The sequence below is a fragment of the Vibrio gallaecicus genome (genome assembly GCF_024347495.1).
GTDB lineage: Bacteria > Pseudomonadota > Gammaproteobacteria > Enterobacterales > Vibrionaceae > Vibrio > Vibrio gallaecicus.
The window spans coordinates 1-18,695 of the sequence record NZ_AP025490.1 but is presented as its reverse complement, the minus strand read 5'-3'; the positions used below and the strand labels follow the sequence as shown (position 1 = coordinate 18,695).

The 18,695-nt window shown below is 42.8% G+C and carries 13 protein-coding genes and 1 riboswitch; of the genes, 4 read left to right on the top strand and 9 right to left on the bottom strand.

Annotation, left to right across the window (positions count from 1 at the left end):
- Positions 1–8 precede the first annotated feature (8 nt).
- From OCU78_RS00065 to OCU78_RS00050, 4 genes are all read right to left on the bottom strand, one after another.
- Complete coding sequence (locus tag OCU78_RS00065) at positions 9–1,343, bottom strand: helix-turn-helix domain-containing protein (protein ID WP_137375444.1); 1,335 nt, start codon at positions 1,341–1,343, stop codon at positions 9–11.
- 106 nt (positions 1,344–1,449) lie between these two features.
- Positions 1,450–1,710, bottom strand: a complete 261-nt coding sequence (locus tag OCU78_RS00060; RefSeq protein ID WP_137375443.1) for a hypothetical protein — start codon at positions 1,708–1,710, stop codon at positions 1,450–1,452.
- Positions 1,711–1,911: 201 nt separating this feature from the next.
- A complete protein-coding gene (locus OCU78_RS00055) occupies positions 1,912–3,579 on the bottom strand; it encodes an ABC transporter substrate-binding protein (protein WP_137375442.1) in 1,668 nt (555 codons plus the stop codon).
- Positions 3,580–3,850: 271 nt separating this feature from the next.
- Positions 3,851–4,405: a TMEM165/GDT1 family protein gene (locus OCU78_RS00050; RefSeq protein ID WP_137375441.1), complete on the bottom strand. Its 555-nt coding sequence runs from the start codon at positions 4,403–4,405 to the stop codon at positions 3,851–3,853.
- 20 nt (positions 4,406–4,425) lie between these two features.
- A riboswitch (yybP-ykoY riboswitch) is annotated at positions 4,426–4,635 on the bottom strand.
- Between the two features lie 209 nt (positions 4,636–4,844).
- On the opposite strand from OCU78_RS00050, the gene glyQ reads away from it, so the two are divergent.
- The 4 genes from glyQ (at position 4,845) to OCU78_RS00030 (ending at position 11,618) form a co-directional block, all read left to right on the top strand.
- On the top strand, positions 4,845–5,759 hold the full coding sequence (glyQ, locus tag OCU78_RS00045; protein ID WP_137375440.1) for a glycine--tRNA ligase subunit alpha: 915 nt from the start codon (positions 4,845–4,847) through the stop codon (positions 5,757–5,759).
- A gap of 2 nt (positions 5,760–5,761) precedes the next feature.
- Positions 5,762–7,828 (top strand): glycine--tRNA ligase subunit beta, encoded by a 2,067-nt coding sequence (gene glyS, locus OCU78_RS00040; RefSeq protein WP_137375439.1) that lies wholly within the window; start codon positions 5,762–5,764, stop codon positions 7,826–7,828.
- A gap of 201 nt (positions 7,829–8,029) precedes the next feature.
- On the top strand, positions 8,030–10,117 hold the full coding sequence (locus OCU78_RS00035; protein WP_137375438.1) for an alpha-amylase: 2,088 nt from the start codon (positions 8,030–8,032) through the stop codon (positions 10,115–10,117).
- A gap of 250 nt (positions 10,118–10,367) precedes the next feature.
- Positions 10,368–11,618, top strand: coding sequence for a valine--pyruvate transaminase (locus tag OCU78_RS00030; RefSeq protein ID WP_137375437.1), 1,251 nt, complete (start codon positions 10,368–10,370; stop codon positions 11,616–11,618).
- Between the two features lie 119 nt (positions 11,619–11,737).
- Here OCU78_RS00030 and OCU78_RS00025 read toward each other — a convergent pair whose 3' ends face one another.
- The 5 genes from OCU78_RS00025 to dnaA form a co-directional block, all read right to left on the bottom strand.
- The gene (locus tag OCU78_RS00025) at positions 11,738–12,172 is read right to left on the bottom strand and encodes an Hsp20 family protein (RefSeq protein ID WP_137375436.1); all 435 of its coding nucleotides are present in this window, start codon (positions 12,170–12,172) and stop codon (positions 11,738–11,740) included.
- Between the two features lie 403 nt (positions 12,173–12,575).
- Positions 12,576–14,993 (bottom strand): DNA topoisomerase (ATP-hydrolyzing) subunit B, encoded by a 2,418-nt coding sequence (gene gyrB, locus OCU78_RS00020; protein ID WP_137375435.1) that lies wholly within the window; start codon positions 14,991–14,993, stop codon positions 12,576–12,578.
- 17 nt (positions 14,994–15,010) lie between these two features.
- On the bottom strand, positions 15,011–16,090 hold the full coding sequence (recF, locus tag OCU78_RS00015) for a DNA replication/repair protein RecF (protein WP_137375434.1): 1,080 nt from the start codon (positions 16,088–16,090) through the stop codon (positions 15,011–15,013).
- A 26-nt stretch (positions 16,091–16,116) separates the two neighbouring features.
- Positions 16,117–17,217: a DNA polymerase III subunit beta gene (gene dnaN, locus OCU78_RS00010; RefSeq protein WP_137375433.1), complete on the bottom strand. Its 1,101-nt coding sequence runs from the start codon at positions 17,215–17,217 to the stop codon at positions 16,117–16,119.
- A 56-nt stretch (positions 17,218–17,273) separates the two neighbouring features.
- The gene (gene dnaA, locus OCU78_RS00005) at positions 17,274–18,695 is read right to left on the bottom strand and encodes a chromosomal replication initiator protein DnaA (RefSeq protein ID WP_137375432.1); all 1,422 of its coding nucleotides are present in this window, start codon (positions 18,693–18,695) and stop codon (positions 17,274–17,276) included.

The following is an 18,695-nucleotide window of genomic DNA, read 5'->3' as shown; positions in this document are numbered from 1 at the left end:
TATCCCAGTTAGCGCTTTGCAACTGGGATAAGTAACTCGATATACCATTCATGGTTTGATCTTTCTTCGGCACAGGTTATCCACTCAAAGCCTTGTACCAAAACATATCTCGACTCCGTCAAATGAGAGTAATAAAGACTATCCAAGCTTTCCCCTATATTGGCTAATGTCCCTATCAAAACGCACTTCAAGTATTTTCCCGCTTCCACCTTTACGGCACGATCGGATTTTTCTTCTATAAAACGACTCACTTGATAGTCATGGCTGGTTGTATAGCCATCACTGTCAGCACGACCAATAAGCAACTGCACTTGTCCTGTATTCACAGCAGATAAGCAGTCACTATATTTTTCAAGGATGTAAGCTAAACGCTGGCTCTTTTGCACAAAATTGCCAGGAATAGTATGAATATCTAAACAACCAGATTGTTCAGGTTTTAAGGTCAAATCCTTGTCTAGGTGATGAAAACTTGATGGGAGATCGATTAACTCTAAGGTAGGTTTCAACTCAACGCGAAATTGTAAACTACCTGACTGTTCCAATTTCCAAACATAAGGGAGTCGATTTAAAGTCAATTTATGTTGGTAGCAATAGACATGGTGAAGGTAAATAAACAGCGAAGAAATATACATGCTATTAGGTAGGGAGAAGCGCCACATTGTCCGAGCTGTTAACTCAATACTCGCTAATGGTTGATTAGATGGCTCTTCATCGCCATCACACACCGCTAGCATTTGAAATTGCCCTGACCGCCCAGAACAATTATTACGATACTCCAAAACATAATATTGGCGACCTTCATGCCGCCAATCGTGCGTGGCTTTATTGAAGTTATCCCACAATAGAGTCACCTTGGTGGATAAGGCTTGAGAATTAAAAAACACCGAAGAGAAGTTTTGCTGAACACCCACGAGTTCCTGCGACTCAAACATTTCTTCCACTGGAGGGTGTTCTGACATCATTTGGAAAAATCGCAGGTAGTTTGAATCGATCTTAGGAATCCCGACAAGTTTAGCTAAGGTAGGATCGCGCTTAAAATGTTTAGGAGAAACGGTAAACGCCTGCTTCACCGCACGATAAAATGCTTCTTGCGATTCAAAACCGAAATCAAGCGCGATATCGATAATTCGACGGTCAGAGTGAGCAATCGCTTCTATCGCTAACGTGAGTAAGCGCAGCCGGTAATAACGCCCAACACTGATCCCAGTGAATCGTTTAAACTCGTGCTGTAAGTGCCATCGACTGACTTTGAGTATTAATGACAACGCATCAATATCCAACTTTTTAGGTAGCTGAATTTCTACGGCTTCTAAGATACGAAAAATGAAAGGGAACTGTCGCATAACAGCAGTATCAGCAAAGCAATAGCCTCAAGCAATCTCACTGAAAACACTTTACGAAACACTTCAAAATTTATAATAAAAAGACAGCCCTAAGGCTGCCATTCATTTATTCATTGTCTTCTAAGTTACGCACTTGTGATTGAAGCTTTTCAATCTGTTTATTCATTGAGCGTAATTCTTGGTGCATTGGAATAATATGCGCAACCCGAATCCAAGCTTCTACTGCTAAGCCCGTCATGATCATCGAGCCCGCTACCATTGGTAGCCACATATCAGTCAATACCATACCCAATAACGTCAGACTAAGACCAAAAGTAAACAAATAACTTTGGCTCTGTGGAGTCATTCCCATATAACGTGTAAGCATAATTAAAGCCCTCTCGCTGCTAGGATTATTGAACTATTTCTGCTTCTAATCTACCACGCGAATCATGACAATTATATGTCAGCCATCACGTTCGAATACTCCTTATTTCGAATATTTGATAACACTAATTTACCCTAATTTATCTCCAAGCCTCAAGGCGATTTTGAGGCTCAAAGATAATACTTTACTGATATTTTTAGCTTAAGACCTTGGTTTTAAATCTAAAACATGCAGCAAACGTTCAGGAGTACCTTCCCAAACCATTGGACGACCTTTAGGGTTATCCGCAGTCCACCAGCCAGTGAACCTAAGGGTATTATATTGATAGAAGTTCGAGCCAGAAATCACCGGAACCGTTACTTGGTTTTCCGCAATCAACGCTTGAATATCATGAGCAATATCTTGCTGCTTCGAGTGATCATCTGTTTTGTAAAAGCTATCTAGCAAGGTATCAAGTCGATCATTTTTCCAATGGTGCATGGCAAACCTTGGCATACCTTCAGACTCTTGAAGTCGAGAGTGGTATGCACTGTCCCAATATTTATGCGGTGTAGGTCCATGGAAATAGTTGGTGTAAGCCACATCATATTTAGCAGACAGCATCGACTGATTGTAAATAGAAAAATCTGGCGTTCTTGCTTTGGCATTGATGCCAACTTGATGCAGCTGCTCGGTAGAAAGCATCACGGTATTATTAAAATCCGTCCAACCTTGTGGAGACTGAATCAATAGCTCGAACTTTTCACCTTGAGGGGTTTCAACAAAGCCATCGCCGTTAATGTCTTTATATCCAGCCTTTGCTAATAATGCCTTCGCATTCTCTTGCGAGAAGGTCATGAAAGGTTTGAATTTAGCGTGTACCGCTTCATCAGACCAAGCTTCAAAGGCATAGCCTAGACCTGAAGCAAAATCATTCACTACACCGTTACCGTAGTTAGCAATATCGATAAGCGACTGACGATCTAACGCCATAGAAAACGCGCGGCGGAATTGAACGTCATTCAAAACTTTGTGTTTAACTGGATCTTTCGAAGCATAATTGAACATGAAAGATTGGGTGCCCGCTGGCGGGTACCAAAAACCATGGTTAGGGGAGACATCGACAAAGGTTTTCTCAATATCAGGAACAAATGAACCCGCCCAATCAATTCGAGAGTTAACCAACTCACCCAAGACTTGGTCATTGTGGTTCATTTGAGGAATACGCAAACAATCTACATCCAAGTTCGCATTATCCCAATAATTCGGGTTTCGACATTGTACAAAAAGCGTTGGAGTGAACACTGGCAATTCAGTAAAAGGACCAGTACCAATCGGGTTTGGATTCAAATATTCAGCAGGGTCTTTTACTTCTTTCCATTGGTGTTCAGGAACAACTGGAACCTGAACTATTTCATAAGTACCGTTGGTATTCACTTCTTTCATATGGAAGCGAACTTGATACTGATTCAACTTCTCAACGGATTTAATTTTATTGTTAATACCGCGGTCATCAAGTGATGGGTAATTTCGAACCATATCAAACGTGAAGACAACATCGTCAGCATCAAACGTTTCACCATCAGACCATTTCACACCTTTACGCAAATCAAACGTAATGCTTAACAGATCTTCACTCATTCGGAAGTCTGTGGCTAAGCGGTATTCAGGAACGTTGCCTTTTAACTCATTAAACACGACTAATGGTTCGTACATGAAATCCCGAGCAGTATGCATACGAGAAACAGCATAAGGGTTAAAATTGCGGATTAAAGAAGCGTTGTGGTTGGGAATAATAGTGAGTTGCGACAGGTTATCGAGATCTGGACTTGCCTGCGCAGAAAAAGCAAAAGCAGACATGATGGCACTAAACAGGAGTGTTTTTTTCATAATGATATTCCGTTATTCAATTGCATGAAAAATAACCACAATTCAATAGCGTATCAATTAGATCACCCTCTATAAAAAACAGCAACTAATTGTAAGTTATAGATTTAATAATTATTTGATATGAAATCCACACCATTTCACAACAGACTAGAAGCGCTTCATCGACTCAGTTCAAGTATTGCAAGGTCAACGGTGTAACCTTACAACACTTGTAACAAAGTTTAACTCACCCATGAATAATTCAAGATGCGAGTGACCACAAAATAGCAGATTACAGAACAGCCGCACCAATGGCTAAGGCAATAAATAAACTAGCGGTGATCTTACGAATTAAGTCGAGTGGTAATCGATCTGCGGACATTTTTCCAAGCACGACTACGGGTACATTGGCTAATAGCATGCCAATCGTTGTACCAATAATGACGAGCAACAACGCATCAGAATATTGAGCTCCAAGAATCGATGTCGCGATTTGAGTTTTATCACCTATTTCGGCAATAAAGAAAGCAATAAAACTCGCCACGAATGGACCGCGGTTAGAAATACTTTCATCGTCATCCAACTTATCTGGAATGAGAATCCAGCCCGCCATGATGACAAAGCTCACCACTAAGACCCATTTCAAAATTTCAGGAGATAAGTAATCGGCAACAACAACCCCTAGCCATGCAGCAAGGGCATGATTAGCGATGGTTGCTAAGAAGATTGCCGCAATGATCGGAAAAGGCTTCCGGTAACGGCTGGCTAATAAAAGGGATAATAATTGAGTTTTATCACCGATCTCGGCCAAAGCCACGGTGGTAATTGAAATTGCTAAAACGCTCACGACATGCTCATTGGGGCGAGGATTATTATATTAAAACCAAAGACAAACCTCGCGCCCCACCCCGGTTCACGATGTTTGTCTAAGGTCTTGCTAAACGGTATCGACGTTTTTGTATTTTTATCATCGATATATCGTCTCGAACGCCATGGTGATGTGCACCAATTATGTTGACGAACGAACCTACTCAATTAGGAACATGAATAAGTAAGCTACTCCCCAAAGACCGCGCGATTTTAATCACCCAAGCATTCAAAAACAAGCATCAAACTCGCTAAAAAATCCTCTTAACCCGAAAAACGAAGATTAAAGGCAAAAAAATCCACTAAACGACATTTTAGACCACTAATTAAACAGGATTACCCCTACTCGCATTACCAATATCTGGTTATACTCAATAGCTATTTTTATTAATTATTCAGAAGAATCGCGCGAACTGACTATGCAAAAATTCGATATCAAAACCTTCCAGGGAATGATCCTCGCGCTGCAGGATTATTGGGCTCAAAACGGCTGTACTATTGTACAACCTTTGGATATGGAAGTAGGTGCTGGCACCTCTCACCCAATGACATGTCTACGTGCACTTGGCCCAGAGCCAATGTCTACGGCATACGTTCAACCTTCTCGTCGTCCGACCGATGGTCGTTACGGTGAAAACCCGAACCGTCTGCAGCACTACTATCAATTCCAAGTAGCTCTAAAACCTTCTCCAGATAATATCCAGGAGTTGTACTTAGGTTCTCTTGAAGTGCTAGGTGTCGACCCATTAGTTCACGATATTCGTTTCGTAGAAGACAACTGGGAAAACCCAACATTGGGTGCTTGGGGTCTTGGTTGGGAAGTTTGGCTAAACGGTATGGAAGTGACTCAATTCACTTACTTCCAACAAGTTGGCGGTCTTGAGTGTAAGCCAGTAACTGGCGAGATCACTTACGGTATCGAGCGTCTAGCGATGTACATCCAGGAAGTAGACTCTGTTTACGACCTAGTATGGAACGTAGCACCAGACGGTTCTAACGTGACTTACGGTGATATCTTCCACCAAAACGAAGTTGAGCAATCAACGTACAACTTCGAGCACGCAGACGTAGATTTCCTATTCACTTTCTTCGATCAGTGCGAGAAAGAGTGTAAAGAGCTACTTGAGCTTGAGAAGCCACTTCCGCTTCCAGCTTACGAGCGCATTCTAAAAGCAGGTCACGCATTCAACATCCTGGATGCGCGTAAAGCTATCTCTGTAACAGAGCGTCAACGTTACATCCTTCGAATCCGCAACCTGACTAAATCAGTTGCAGAGGCGTACTACGCGTCACGTGAAGCGCTTGGCTTCCCAATGTGTAAGAAGGATAAATAATCATGGCGAAGAATTTTCTAATTGAACTGGGTACAGAAGAGCTTCCACCAACAGCACTTCGTTCTCTAGCAGAAGCCTTTGCTTCTAACTTTGAAGCGGGTCTTAAAACTGCTGAGCTTTCTCACGAAGGCATCAAGTGGTACGCAGCACCTCGCCGTCTAGCACTTAAAGTAACTGCACTGGCTGAAGGTCAAGCAGATAAAGTGGTTGAGAAGCGTGGTCCTGCTATTTCTGTAGCATTCGATGCAGAAGGTAACGCAACTAAAGCTGCACAAGGTTGGGCTCGTGGTAACGGTATTACTGTTGAGCAAGCTGACCGTCTGAAAACAGACAAAGGCGAGTGGCTTCTTTTCAAACAAGAAGTGGCTGGTAAACCAGTTCAAGAATTGGTGATGGACATTGCTGCGAAAGCACTAGCTGGTCTACCGATTCCTAAAGCAATGCGCTGGGGTAACTCAGACATTCAATTTATCCGTCCAGTGAAAACACTGACAGTACTATTAGGTGATGAGCTTGTTGAAGGCGAAATCCTAGGTGTAGCTTCTGCTCGTACTATCCGTGGTCACCGTTTCATGGGCGAACAAGAGTTCACAATCGACTCTGCTGACCAATACCCTGCGATCTTAGAAGAGCGCGGTAAAGTAATGGCAGATTACGAAGCGCGTAAAGCAATCATTCTTGCTGATGCTAAAAAAGCAGCAGACGCGGTTGGCGGTATTGCTGACCTAGAAGATGACCTTGTTGAAGAAGTCACCTCTTTGGTTGAATGGCCTGTTGTTCTTACTGCTAAGTTTGAGCAAGAGTTCCTAAAAGTTCCTTCTGAAGCTTTGGTTTACACCATGAAAGGTGACCAGAAGTACTTCCCAGTGTATGACGCTGATAAGAACCTTCTACCAAACTTCATCTTCGTTTCTAACATCGAGTCTAAAGAGCCTCGCCACGTTATCGAAGGTAACGAGAAAGTTGTACGCCCGCGTCTAGCGGATGCTGAATTCTTCTTCAACACAGACCGTAAGCGTCCGCTTATCGACCGTCTTGCTGAACTAGACCAAGCTATCTTCCAGAAGCAACTGGGTACTATCAAAGACAAAACAGACCGCATCACAGAACTTGCTGGCTACATTGCCGAGCAAATCGATGCTGACGTTGAGAAATCTAAGCGTGCTGGCCTACTGGCTAAGTGTGACCTAATGACATCAATGGTATTCGAATTTACGGATACTCAAGGTGTGATGGGCATGCACTACGCAACTCACGATGGTGAAGACGAGCAAGTTGCACTAGCACTTTACGAGCAGTATATGCCTCGTTTCGCTGGTGACACACTACCAAGCACAGGTATCTCTTCTGCAGTCGCAATGGCAGACAAGCTAGACACTATCGTAGGTATCTTCGGTATTGGCCAAGCACCAAAAGGTTCTGACCCATTCGCACTACGTCGTGCATCACTAGGTGTGCTACGTATCATCGTTGAAAACGGCTACAACCTAGACCTAACCGATCTTATCGGTAAAGCTAAAGAACTACTAGGCGACAAGCTGACTAACGAAAACGTAGAAGCTGACGTTATCGACTTTATGCTAGGTCGTTTCCGCGCATGGTACCAAGATGCTGGTTTCAGCGTTGATATCATCCAAGCAGTACTAGCACGTCGTCCAACTAAGCCAGCTGACTTTGACCAACGTGTTAAAGCGGTTTCTCACTTCCGTGAACTGGAAGCAGCAGAAGCACTAGCAGCAGCGAACAAGCGTGTAGGTAATATCCTTGCGAAATTCGATGGCGAGCTACCAGCAGAAATCGACCTAACTCTTCTTCAAGAAGACGCAGAGAAAGCACTGGCTGAAAACGTTGAAGTAATGACGGAAGCACTAGAACCAGCATTCGCAACAGGCAACTACCAAGAAGCCCTAAGCAAGCTTGCTGATCTACGTGAACCTGTTGATGCATTCTTCGATAACGTAATGGTTATGGCTGATGACGAAGCGCTTAAGAAGAACCGTCTAACGCTACTGAACAACCTACGTAACCTGTTCCTACAGATTGCTGACATCTCTCTACTGCAAAAGTAAGCACGAAAGAGACCGTTGATCGAAGCTATGCTTTAAGCAACTAAAGATAAACACCCAAAGGGAAGCGAAAGCTTCCCTTTTTGTTTTTGTGAACTGAGTAATTATTTGTAGAGGTAATATTAGATAACCGAATGAATTAGCACTCAGACTGTAGGTCCCCTTATTTGTTATAAATGTCCTGTTTATTCGGGGAAGGACACAATGAAAAAAACAACACTCGCGCTTTCAATTCTCGCACTCAGCGCATGCAGCCAAACCACAGACAACAACTTATTACTCACCATAGTTAACGAGACTCTTACCTTTCAGTCGACAGGACAAGGCACGTTATTAGCAGAACATGAGCTAGCAAAAGGCAGTTATGCTTTTTCTATCGGTGATGCTCAGCAAACCTGTGGTACCAACTACGCTCTAGCTGAAGAAAGTCGCATCAAGTTCAATAAACCCCTTCGCTTAGACGATTGCGCCGAAAAATCTGAAATCAACATAAAAGTATTTCGTCCTAATACCTACCAGTTCACATTAAACCCACAAACTAATGAACTCACGGTTAAGATCAAACCAAAACAGAAAGAAGTCCAAAGCTTCACATGCCCCGTTCCAAATGATTCACCCACCACTATCAATGTGGCAAAAACCTTTGATGACGGCATCCTAGTGAGAGACGCACTTTCTGGTACACAAGCTACTGTAACCAATGGTAGCGTCACCATGCAGCCAGCAGAAGACAGTCAAGGTGTATTACTACTAGAAAAAGTAGAAACCAAAGCCAAGCCGGATTTTAGTTGGGATAACGCCATGGTTTACTTTGTCATGACCGACCGTTTCCACAACGGCAACCCAGACAACGACAACAGCTATGGTCGCAGCCAAGATGCTCAAGATGAAATAGGTACTTTTCATGGTGGTGACTTAGCAGGTTTAACAGAAAAGCTCGACTACATAGAATCACTTGGTGCAAACGCTATTTGGATAACCTCTCCTTTAGAGCAAATTCACGGCTGGGTCGGCGGTGGTGACAAAGGTGACTTCAAACACTATGGTTATCACGGCTACTACCATCAAGATTGGACCAAACTTGATGACAACATGGGCACTGAAGACGATCTAAAAACTTTCATCGATACCGCGCACAGTAAAGGTATCCGCGTAGTTTGGGATGTGGTCATGAACCACACGGGCTACGCCACGCTTGCCGATATGCAAGAATTCGACTTCGGTAAACTGAATTTAACAGATGCTGAAGCTCGCAAAGCACTTGGTGAAAAATGGACAGATTGGCAGCCAAAAGAAGGACAAAATTGGCACTACTTCAATAACTACATTTCTTACAGCGATAAAGAAGCATGGGAGAAGTGGTGGGGTAAAGCATGGTTACGTAGCGATATTGGAGCTTATGATTCTCCAGGTTACAACAACATCACCATGTCATTAGCACACCTACCAGATCTAAAAACAGAATCAACGGAAAAAACAGGGCAGCCGAATTTCTTCGCCAATAAACAAACCAATGCGAGCAACGATCTACAAACACCGCGTGAACACCTTATTACTTGGTTGTCTGACTGGGTACGTGAATACGGAGTCGATGGCTTTAGAGTTGATACAGCCAAGCACGTAGAGCTAGAGGCGTGGGCTGAATTAAAAGAAAGTACCAACCAAGCACTAGCAGAGTGGAAACAGAACAACCCAGAGAAAGCGCTGGATGACTTACCATTTTGGATGACGGGTGAAGTATGGGCTCACAGTGTTGTGAAATCAGATTATTACGATAATGGTTTTGACTCGATCATCAACTTTGAATTCCAAAGTGATGTAGCACCAAAAGCACTCAAATGTTTATCTGACCTTGATAATGATTACCGTCGTTATGCAGAAAAGATAAACGGCGACAGTCAGTTCAACGTACTCAGCTATCTATCATCGCATGATACCTCACTATTCTGGACACAACACGGCAGTGATTTCGCTAAACAAACCAAGGCAGCCAATGCCTTAATGCTGACACCTGGTGCGGTACAGCTTTATTACGGAGATGAAATTGCTCGCGATTTTGGTCCGACAGGTTCAGATCCTATGCAAGGTACTCGCTCGGATATGCCATGGGATCAAATCACGGGTAAAAGAGCCCAGTTACTGCAACATTGGCAAGCACTTGGTCAATTCCGTCAACGTCACCCAGCCGTAGCTCAAGGAAAGCATATTATTCGTAACCACGAAGGGTACTACGCCTTTGAAAGACAGTATAAAGATGACAAGGTATTAGTTGTTTATACAGGTTCAAAATAGCGGAACCAGAGTAAAACACACGAAATTTAAAGGAGAAGCTTTGGCTTCTCCTTTTTTTTATCCAAAGCCTTTCTCGCACAGTAAACAAACCTTCAAAACCTACCATATAGAAATTTTTTACGTGTTAGAGCATTTCGGGCTTTGCGTCGCAAAAGCATTGCGGTATGTTCAAGGATTACACTGATGGCAGACATTTGGTCTGGCAAATAAAATATAACAAGCAATCACAATGAATTAGGTATAAAACGCAATGCAATTCTCTAAGTTTGGTGAAAAATTTAATCGATATTCTGGTATTACGCGTCTAATGGACGACCTAAATGATGGTCTACGAACTCCTGGCGCCATCATGCTCGGTGGTGGTAACCCTGCCGCCATCCCAGCCATGCTCGATTACTTCAACCAAGCCAGTGCAGAAATGCTCGCCAGTGGAGAGCTTGTTGCAGCAATGGCAAATTACGATGGTCCTCAAGGAAAAGACGTCTTCGTAAAGTCATTAGCTAAATTACTTAAAGACACTCATGGCTGGGATATTAGCGAAAAGAATATCAGCCTAACCAACGGTAGCCAAAGTGGCTTCTTCTACCTATTTAACTTATTAGCCGGTCAGCAAACCGATGGATCTCATAAAAAAATACTGCTGCCTTTAGCGCCTGAATATATTGGATATGGTGATGCTGGTATTGATGATGATATTTTTGTGTCATACCACCCTGAAATTGAGCTGCTCGATAATGGCTTATTTAAATACCATGTAGATTTTGAAAAGCTAAAAGTGGATGAGTCAGTCGCTGCAATTTGTGCTTCTCGCCCAACCAACCCAACGGGTAACGTTTTAACAGACGAAGAAGTGCATAAACTCGATAAGCTGGCACGCGAGAATAACATCCCGCTGTTAATCGATAACGCTTATGGTCTGCCGTTTCCAAATATCATATTTGAAGACGTTGAACCCTTTTGGAATGAAAACACAATTTTATGTATGAGCTTATCTAAGCTTGGTTTACCTGGCGTGCGCTGTGGCATTGTTATCGCGAATGAAGAAGTCACTCAAGCACTGACTAATATGAATGGCATTATTAGCTTAGCACCCGGTAGCTTAGGACCAGCTATTGCTAATCATATGATTGAAAAAGATGACTTGTTACGGTTAAGTACAGATGTCATCAAACCTTTCTATAAAGAAAAATCCTTACGCGCTGTCGAGTTATTGCAACAAGCGATTACTGATCCGAGATTTAGAATCCATAAACCAGAAGGCGCTATATTCTTGTGGCTATGGTTTGACGAACTACCAATCACTACCATGGAACTATACGATCGCCTGAAAGCTCGTGGCGTCTTAATCGTACCTGGGGAGTACTTCTTCATTGGTCAAAAGGACGACTGGGAACACGCACACCAGTGTCTAAGAATGAACTACGTGCAAGACGATGAGGCTATGCAAAAAGGCATTGCTATTATTGCTGAAGAAGTGAAAAAAGCTTATCAACAAGTCTAAGTTTTCTTGTTGGACCTAACCTATATAAATCAAGATTATAGAAATTAAAAAGAGCACCTACATGGTGCTCTTTCACTCTTATTTCCCGATACGTTTTAGTTCAAATGAACGTATAACACTTAGCCTTCTAGTAAACTTTTACCATTGATAGCAATCTTACGTGGTTGCATTGCTTCAGGGATTTCACGTTCTAGGTCGATATGTAGAAGACCATTTTCCATACTTGCGCCTACCACTTTTACATAATCAGCCAGTTGGAATTTACGTTCGAAATCACGCTCTGCGATACCTTGATAAACGTAAGTTTTCTCTTCTTCTGTTTTGCGCTCACCTTTTACAATCAGCATGTTCTCTTTCTGAGTCAGATCTAATTGCTCATCAGCAAAACCAGCAACCGCCATGGTAATACGGTATTTATTCTCGTCTTTTTGCTCGATGTTATATGGCGGGTAGCCACCAGAAGTGTTCTTTGAAGTATTTGCTTCCATCATATTTACTAGACGATCGAAGCCAATTGCGTTGCGGTATAGTGGAGTGAAATCTACAGTTCTCATAATGCTATCCTTTTAGTAAGCAATAGTCTTAGCTGTGAATATTACTGGGATCGAGTCTGTGCGTGATCCAGTAATCAACTAAGAGATTCAGTTGGCATTCCACGGGTTTCACTTTCTTTAGTGACAACTCTGAGACATGTCCGTGAATCAATATCTAAATTGTGTGCTGCTAAAGTTATCCTCTCTTGAGCGATACTTCGTCAGCGGCTATGAAGGTTCTGTTTCTTCTCTTGTTGAGCAAGACAGTCATCCTCTTCACAAATAGATATGTGGATTGAGCAAATCAGTTTCAAGGGATTATTTTCAATTATTTTTATAATCTAATATTTTTCAAACAGTTACAGACATAAAAAAGCACCACCAATAGGCAGTGCTTTCAATTATTTAATCGTTTAGATTTGGACTACACATCCAAATTAGCAACTTTCAATGCATTCTCTTCGATAAAGTTACGACGAGGTTCAACTTGGTCACCCATTAGTGTCGTAAACAATAAATCTGCACCAACTGCATCTTCAATGGTTACTTGCATCATACGACGAGTTTCAGGATCCATAGTTGTTTCCCAAAGTTGATCTGGGTTCATCTCACCTAGACCTTTGTATCGCTGTAGGCTTAGACCACGACGAGACTCTTTCACTAACCAGTTCAGAGCTTCAACAAAAGTAGAAACGGCTTGAGTACGCTCGCCACGCTTAATGTAAGCACCTTCTTCAATCAAACCTTCAAGAGCTTCAGATAGCGCAGCTAGTTTACCAAACTCTTTTGAGTTAATTAGGTCGATGCTTAGTACGTGCTCATGAGTTACGCCATGTGTACGAACTACAATCTTAGGAACACTTAAGCCTAGCTCTTCGTGCTTTTCAACTTCAAGAGAATATTGGCTCGCACCTACTTCTTTAGCATTTAGCTGCTCAACAAGCTGCTTACCCCAAGCTTCTACTGCAGCTTCATCATGACACTGCTCAGCAGTTAAGCGAGGCACATAAATCATTTCGTGAATCAGTGCGCGTGGGTAACGACGGCTCATACGATCAACAAGCTTAATACCAGCATTGTATTGATGAACAAGTTTCTCTAGACCTTCACCTGCAAACGCTGGTGCTTCAGGGTTTACATGCAATTCTGCGTTATCTAAAGCCAAAGATACTTGATACTGGTTCATTGCATCTTCATCTTTGATGTACTGCTCTTGCTTACCCTTCTTCACTTTGTAAAGCGGCGGCTGAGCAATGTAGATGTAACCACGTTCAATCAGTTCAGGCATTTGACGGTAGAAGAACGTCAGTAGCAGCGTACGGATGTGAGAACCATCGACATCGGCATCGGTCATGATGATGATGTTGTGGTAACGCAGTTTATCTGGGTTGTATTCATCGCGGCCAATACCACAGCCAAGAGCTGTGATTAGCGTTGCTACTTCTTGAGAAGAAAGCATTTTATCGAAGCGCGCTTTCTCTACGTTAAGGATTTTACCTTTAAGCGGTAAGATTGCTTGGTTCTTACGGTTACGTCCCTGCTTAGCTGATCCGCCAGCAGAGTCCCCTTCCACAATATATAGTTCAGACAGTGCAGGATCTTTTTCCTGACAGTCAGCAAGTTTACCTGGAAGACCGGCTAAATCTAATGCGCCTTTACGACGAGTCATTTCACGAGCTTTACGCGCTGCATCACGAGCACGTGCTGCATCGATAATTTTCGAACAAACGATTTTCGCTTCACCTGGGTTCTCAATTAGGAACTCAGACAGTTTCTCACCCATTGTAGACTCAACGGCAGACTTCACTTCTGAAGAAACTAGCTTGTCTTTGGTTTGGCTTGAGAACTTAGGATCTGGCACTTTAACCGAAACAATCGCCGTCAAACCTTCACGAGCATCATCGCCTGATGTTGAAGTCTTCGCTTTCTTCGAGAAGCCTTCTTTGTCCATGAAGCTATTCAAGGTACGCGTTAGTGCAGCACGGAAACCAGCTAAGTGAGCACCGCCATCGCGTTGAGGGATGTTGTTAGTGAAACAGTAGATGTTTTCTTGGTAACCATCATTCCACTGCATCGCAACTTCAACGGTAATACCGTCATCACGCTCTGAATCAAAGTGGAAAATCTTCTGGATGATTGGTGTTTTGTTGGTGTTAAGGTGTTCAACAAACGCCTGGATACCGCCTTCGTATTCGAAGTGATCCATTTTGTCTTCTTCGCGTTCATCAATTAGCTTGATTGAAACGCCAGAGTTCAAGAATGACAATTCACGTAGACGCTTAGCTAAAATATCGTAATGGAACTCGATATTTGTGAAGGTTTCTTCACTTGGCCAGAAACGAATCTCTGTACCTGTTTTATCCGTGTCACCTACAACTGCTAGTGGTGCCTGAGGCTCACCGTGGCTGTATGTTTGAGTGTGAATTTTGCCACCGCGGTGGATAGTAAGAGTAACTTGCTTAGATAATGCGTTTACTACTGAAACACCAACACCGTGCAGACCACCAGAAACTTTGTACGAGTTATCATCGAACTTACCACCAGCGTGAAGAACCGTCATGATTACTTCTGCTGCTGATACATTTTCTTCTGGGTGCAATTCAGTTGGGATACCACGACCGTCATCGCGTACTGACACAGAACTATCTTCGTGGATAGTTACAATGATGTCATTACAGTGACCAGCTAGTGCTTCATCAATAGAGTTATCTACCACCTCAAAAACCATGTGGTGCAGACCGGTACCATCATCCGTGTCGCCAATGTACATTCCAGGACGCTTACGTACCGCATCCAGACCCTTCAGTACTTTAATACTCGATGAATCGTAATTATCTGACATAGTTACTCTCTGACTAATTATCCTTGCTCTATTTTGCCATGTTCCACATGAAACATCTTGCTGTTTTCTTCATGCATGTCTGCAATCTGCTCAGCAGTAATAGAGCTTACAAAAACTTGAGCCCCCGTCTTTTTAAAGCAATCCGCTAAACGGGCGCGACGTTGGCTATCTAATTCGGAAGCGAAGTCATCTATCAAATAGATGCACTGCTTACCAGTCATTTCTGTTAAATGTTGACCTTGCGCGACACGCAATGCACACACCATTAACTTCAACTGACCTCGTGAAAGTACATCTTCAACAGGTGTACCATTCACTTTAATCTTTAAATCCGCTTTATTTGGTCCACTAAACGTGTAACCAAGTTGCTGATCTCTTTCAAAATTCTTCTCTAATATTTCGGCATAGGGCGTATCTTTATCCCAGCCTCGATAGTAGTTCATCTGAATGTCGTATTCAGGCAGAAAGGTCGCACAAATTTCTTGAGCGATATTCTTAAGTTGCTCGATGTAATCTGATCGCCACTGGCTAATATTTTCAGCTAAACGTGCTAACTCTTGATCCCAGTAACTAAGCTCTCTGTAGCCAGTCGCCGTTTTCAATAACGCATTACGTTGTTTGTTTAGACGCTTTACTCGACCCCACGCTTCGTAAAAAGCAGGTTCACTATGAAAAACACCCCAATCAATATAAGCACGGCGGTTTTTCGGACCGTCGGTTAGTAAATCAAACCCTTCGGTATGAATCAATTGCAAAGGTAATACTTGGGCTAATTGAGCGAGTTTTTGCCCAGATTGACCGCTTATTTTAACCTCTGTCGTACCATCACGCTGCTTATTAATGCCTATTGGTAGCTCAAATTGATCCGATGTCATAAAACGACCATGTACGAACAACTCGCTACAATCATTTTGAATGATGCGTCCAGTTAACGAGCTCTTGAAAGAACGACCATGTCCGAGCAAATAGATCGCTTCAAGGACACTGGTTTTTCCACTTCCGTTAGGGCCTATAAGAAAGTTAAAGCCTGATGACAGTTCAACGTCACAGGCTTCAATATTTCTAAACTGCTTTACGATTAAGCGCGATAACGGCATGAAATCATCATATTCTGACTAAACCTTTACAGACGAATCGGCATAACAACGTACATTGCACTGCTATCTTGAGCATTCTCTATCAGCGCACTGGCATTGGCATCTGACATCGAAATACGGACCTGCTCACAACGCAATGTATTCAAAACATCCAATACATAACTTACGTTAAAGCCAATCTCTAATGCATCGCCATCAAAGCTCACATCCAATACTTCTTCAGCTTCTTCTTGTTCTGGGTTATTCGCCGTAATACGCATTTCACTATCAACTAAGTTAACACGTACACCACGGAACTTCTCATTAGAAAGAATAGCGGCACGAGAAAAGGCTGAACGCAGTTCATCACAACTTGCTTCTAGTGTTTTAGTCGTGTTTTGAGGCATAACTCGACGATAATCAGGGAAACGACCATCAACAAGCTTAGAGGTGAATACGTAATTATTTACTTCTGCACGCAGGTTTGAAGAACCAATTTGCAAAGTCACCGGCTGTTCTGGTGAATCCAGTAATTTCACTAATTCTTGCACGCCTTTACGTGGCACGATGATCTGCTTTTGAGCAAAATCTGCGCCTAATGCGGCTTCAGATACCGCCATTCGGTGACCATCGGTTGCTACACTGCGTAAAATTGAACCTTCAATTTCAAACAACATACCATTTAGGTAATAGCGTACATCTTGGTTGGCCATTGAGAATTGAGTCTTCTCAATCAAGCCTTTTAATTCAGCTTGAGTAACTGATACTTCCACTTCGCTTTGCCAATCTTCAATATTCGGGAAATCAGCAGCAGGTAATGTCGCTAAAGAGAAGCGGCTACGGCCAGAGCGTACTTGAATGCGATCGCCTTCTAACACAACGGTAATAATTGAGTTATCCGGAAGCCCGCGGCAAATATCTAAAAACTTACGAGATGGAACAGTAATGTTGCCTGCTTCAAAATCCCCTTCAAGAGTGACACGGCTTACCAGTTCAACTTCAAGATCCGTCGCTGTCATCGACAAAACATTGTCTTCTACTTTAATCAGTAGATTCCCTAAGATAGGGAGCGTTGGTCTGCCGCCTAATGCGCCTGATACTTGCTGAAGTGGCTTAATTAAGTGACTACGTTCAATGGTAAATTTCATATCTAACTCTTAACGGTATAAATAATTCGGTCTTAGGGTGGTAAGAATACTTCGAATTAAGAAGAAAGGGTACGAATCAAATTCGAATAGTCTTCTTTAATGTCGTGGCTCTCTTCGCGTAACTGAGCAATCTTACGACAAGCGTGTAATACCGTTGTGTGGTCGCGACCACCAAATGCATCGCCAATCTCAGGCAAACTATGGTTAGTCAGTTCTTTTGCGAGTGCCATCGCTAATTGACGCGGACGAGCAACAGATCGTGAACGACGCTTAGACAATAAATCCGCCACTTTGATTTTGTAGTATTCCGCGACAGTCTTTTGAATATTATCAATGGTGACCAGCTTTTCTTGCAGAGCAAGTAAATCACGCAGTGCTTCACGAACAAAATCTATGGTAATAGGACGACCAGTGAAATTCGCATTCGCGATAACACGGTTCAATGCGCCTTCAAGCTCACGAACATTGGATCGCAGACGTTTAGCGATAAAGAATGCCACTTCATCTGCCAAGTGAATTTGGTGGTCTTCCGCTTTTTTCATCAAAATAGCAACACGCGTTTCTAATTCAGGCGGTTCAATAGCAACCGTTAGACCCCAACCAAAACGAGATTTTAAACGATCTTCAACACCGTTGATCTCTTTCGGATAACGGTCAGAAGTAAGAATGATCTGCTGATTACCTTCAAGAAGAGCGTTAAACGTATGGAAGAATTCTTCTTGAGATCGTTCTTTATTAGCAAAAAATTGAATGTCATCAATAAGTAATGCATCAACACTACGGTAGTAACGTTTAAATTCTTCAATCGCGTTATTTTGAAGTGCCTTCACCATATCTTGAACAAAACGCTCGGAGTGCATGTAAACCACTTTAGCATTCGGTTTATTATCGACAATGGCGTTACCCACCGCATGCAACAAGTGCGTTTTACCTAGACCAGTTCCACCATATAAGAACAATGGGTTATAAGCCGTTCCAGGGTTATCCGAAACCTGACGAGCCGCCGCCAAACCAAGTTGGTTTGATTTACCTTCAACAAAGTTGTTGAACTTGTGTTTCGGGTTTACGTTTGAACGGTGGTTTAGATCCACCGCTACAGGCTCTTCATCACGCCATATATTGTGAACTGGTTTGCGAGCCTGTAATTGGGCAGGTGCAGATGACTCAGCAGCCACATCCGCAGCCGTTCGCGCGCGAGTTGGGGTTGCTGGTGCGGGTGTCGGCGCAATAACGCGTTTACTGCCAATCTCAAAATGGAGGTGTGGGATATCATTACCACAATACTCTTGGAGTAAGCGGTTAATGCTATTTAGGTACTTATCACGTACCCAATCCAGTACAAAACGGTTTGGGGCAAATAGAGTTAGAGTATTGTCATTGAGTTCCGCTTGTAACGGACGTACCCACATACTAAATTCTGTAGCTGGTAACTCTTCTTGAAGCTGTTGCAGGCATTGCAACCAAAGCGAAGACGACAC

Bases quoted from the DNA above. Each gene is read 5' to 3' on its own strand.
- OCU78_RS00065 (WP_137375444.1), bottom strand. From the start codon at position 1,343: ATGCGACAGTTCCCTTTCATTTTTCGTATCTTAGAAGCCGTAGAAATT.
- OCU78_RS00060 (WP_137375443.1), bottom strand. From the start codon at position 1,710: ATGCTTACACGTTATATGGGAATGACTCCACAGAGCCAAAGTTATTTG.
- OCU78_RS00055 (WP_137375442.1), bottom strand. From the start codon at position 3,579: ATGAAAAAAACACTCCTGTTTAGTGCCATCATGTCTGCTTTTGCTTTT.
- glyQ (WP_137375440.1), top strand. From the start codon at position 4,845: ATGCAAAAATTCGATATCAAAACCTTCCAGGGAATGATCCTCGCGCTG.
- glyS (WP_137375439.1), top strand. From the start codon at position 5,762: ATGGCGAAGAATTTTCTAATTGAACTGGGTACAGAAGAGCTTCCACCA.
- OCU78_RS00035 (WP_137375438.1), top strand. From the start codon at position 8,030: ATGAAAAAAACAACACTCGCGCTTTCAATTCTCGCACTCAGCGCATGC.
- OCU78_RS00030 (WP_137375437.1), top strand. From the start codon at position 10,368: ATGCAATTCTCTAAGTTTGGTGAAAAATTTAATCGATATTCTGGTATT.
- OCU78_RS00025 (WP_137375436.1), bottom strand. From the start codon at position 12,172: ATGAGAACTGTAGATTTCACTCCACTATACCGCAACGCAATTGGCTTC.
- gyrB (WP_137375435.1), bottom strand. From the start codon at position 14,993: ATGTCAGATAATTACGATTCATCGAGTATTAAAGTACTGAAGGGTCTG.
- recF (WP_137375434.1), bottom strand. From the start codon at position 16,090: ATGCCGTTATCGCGCTTAATCGTAAAGCAGTTTAGAAATATTGAAGCC.
- dnaN (WP_137375433.1), bottom strand. From the start codon at position 17,217: ATGAAATTTACCATTGAACGTAGTCACTTAATTAAGCCACTTCAGCAA.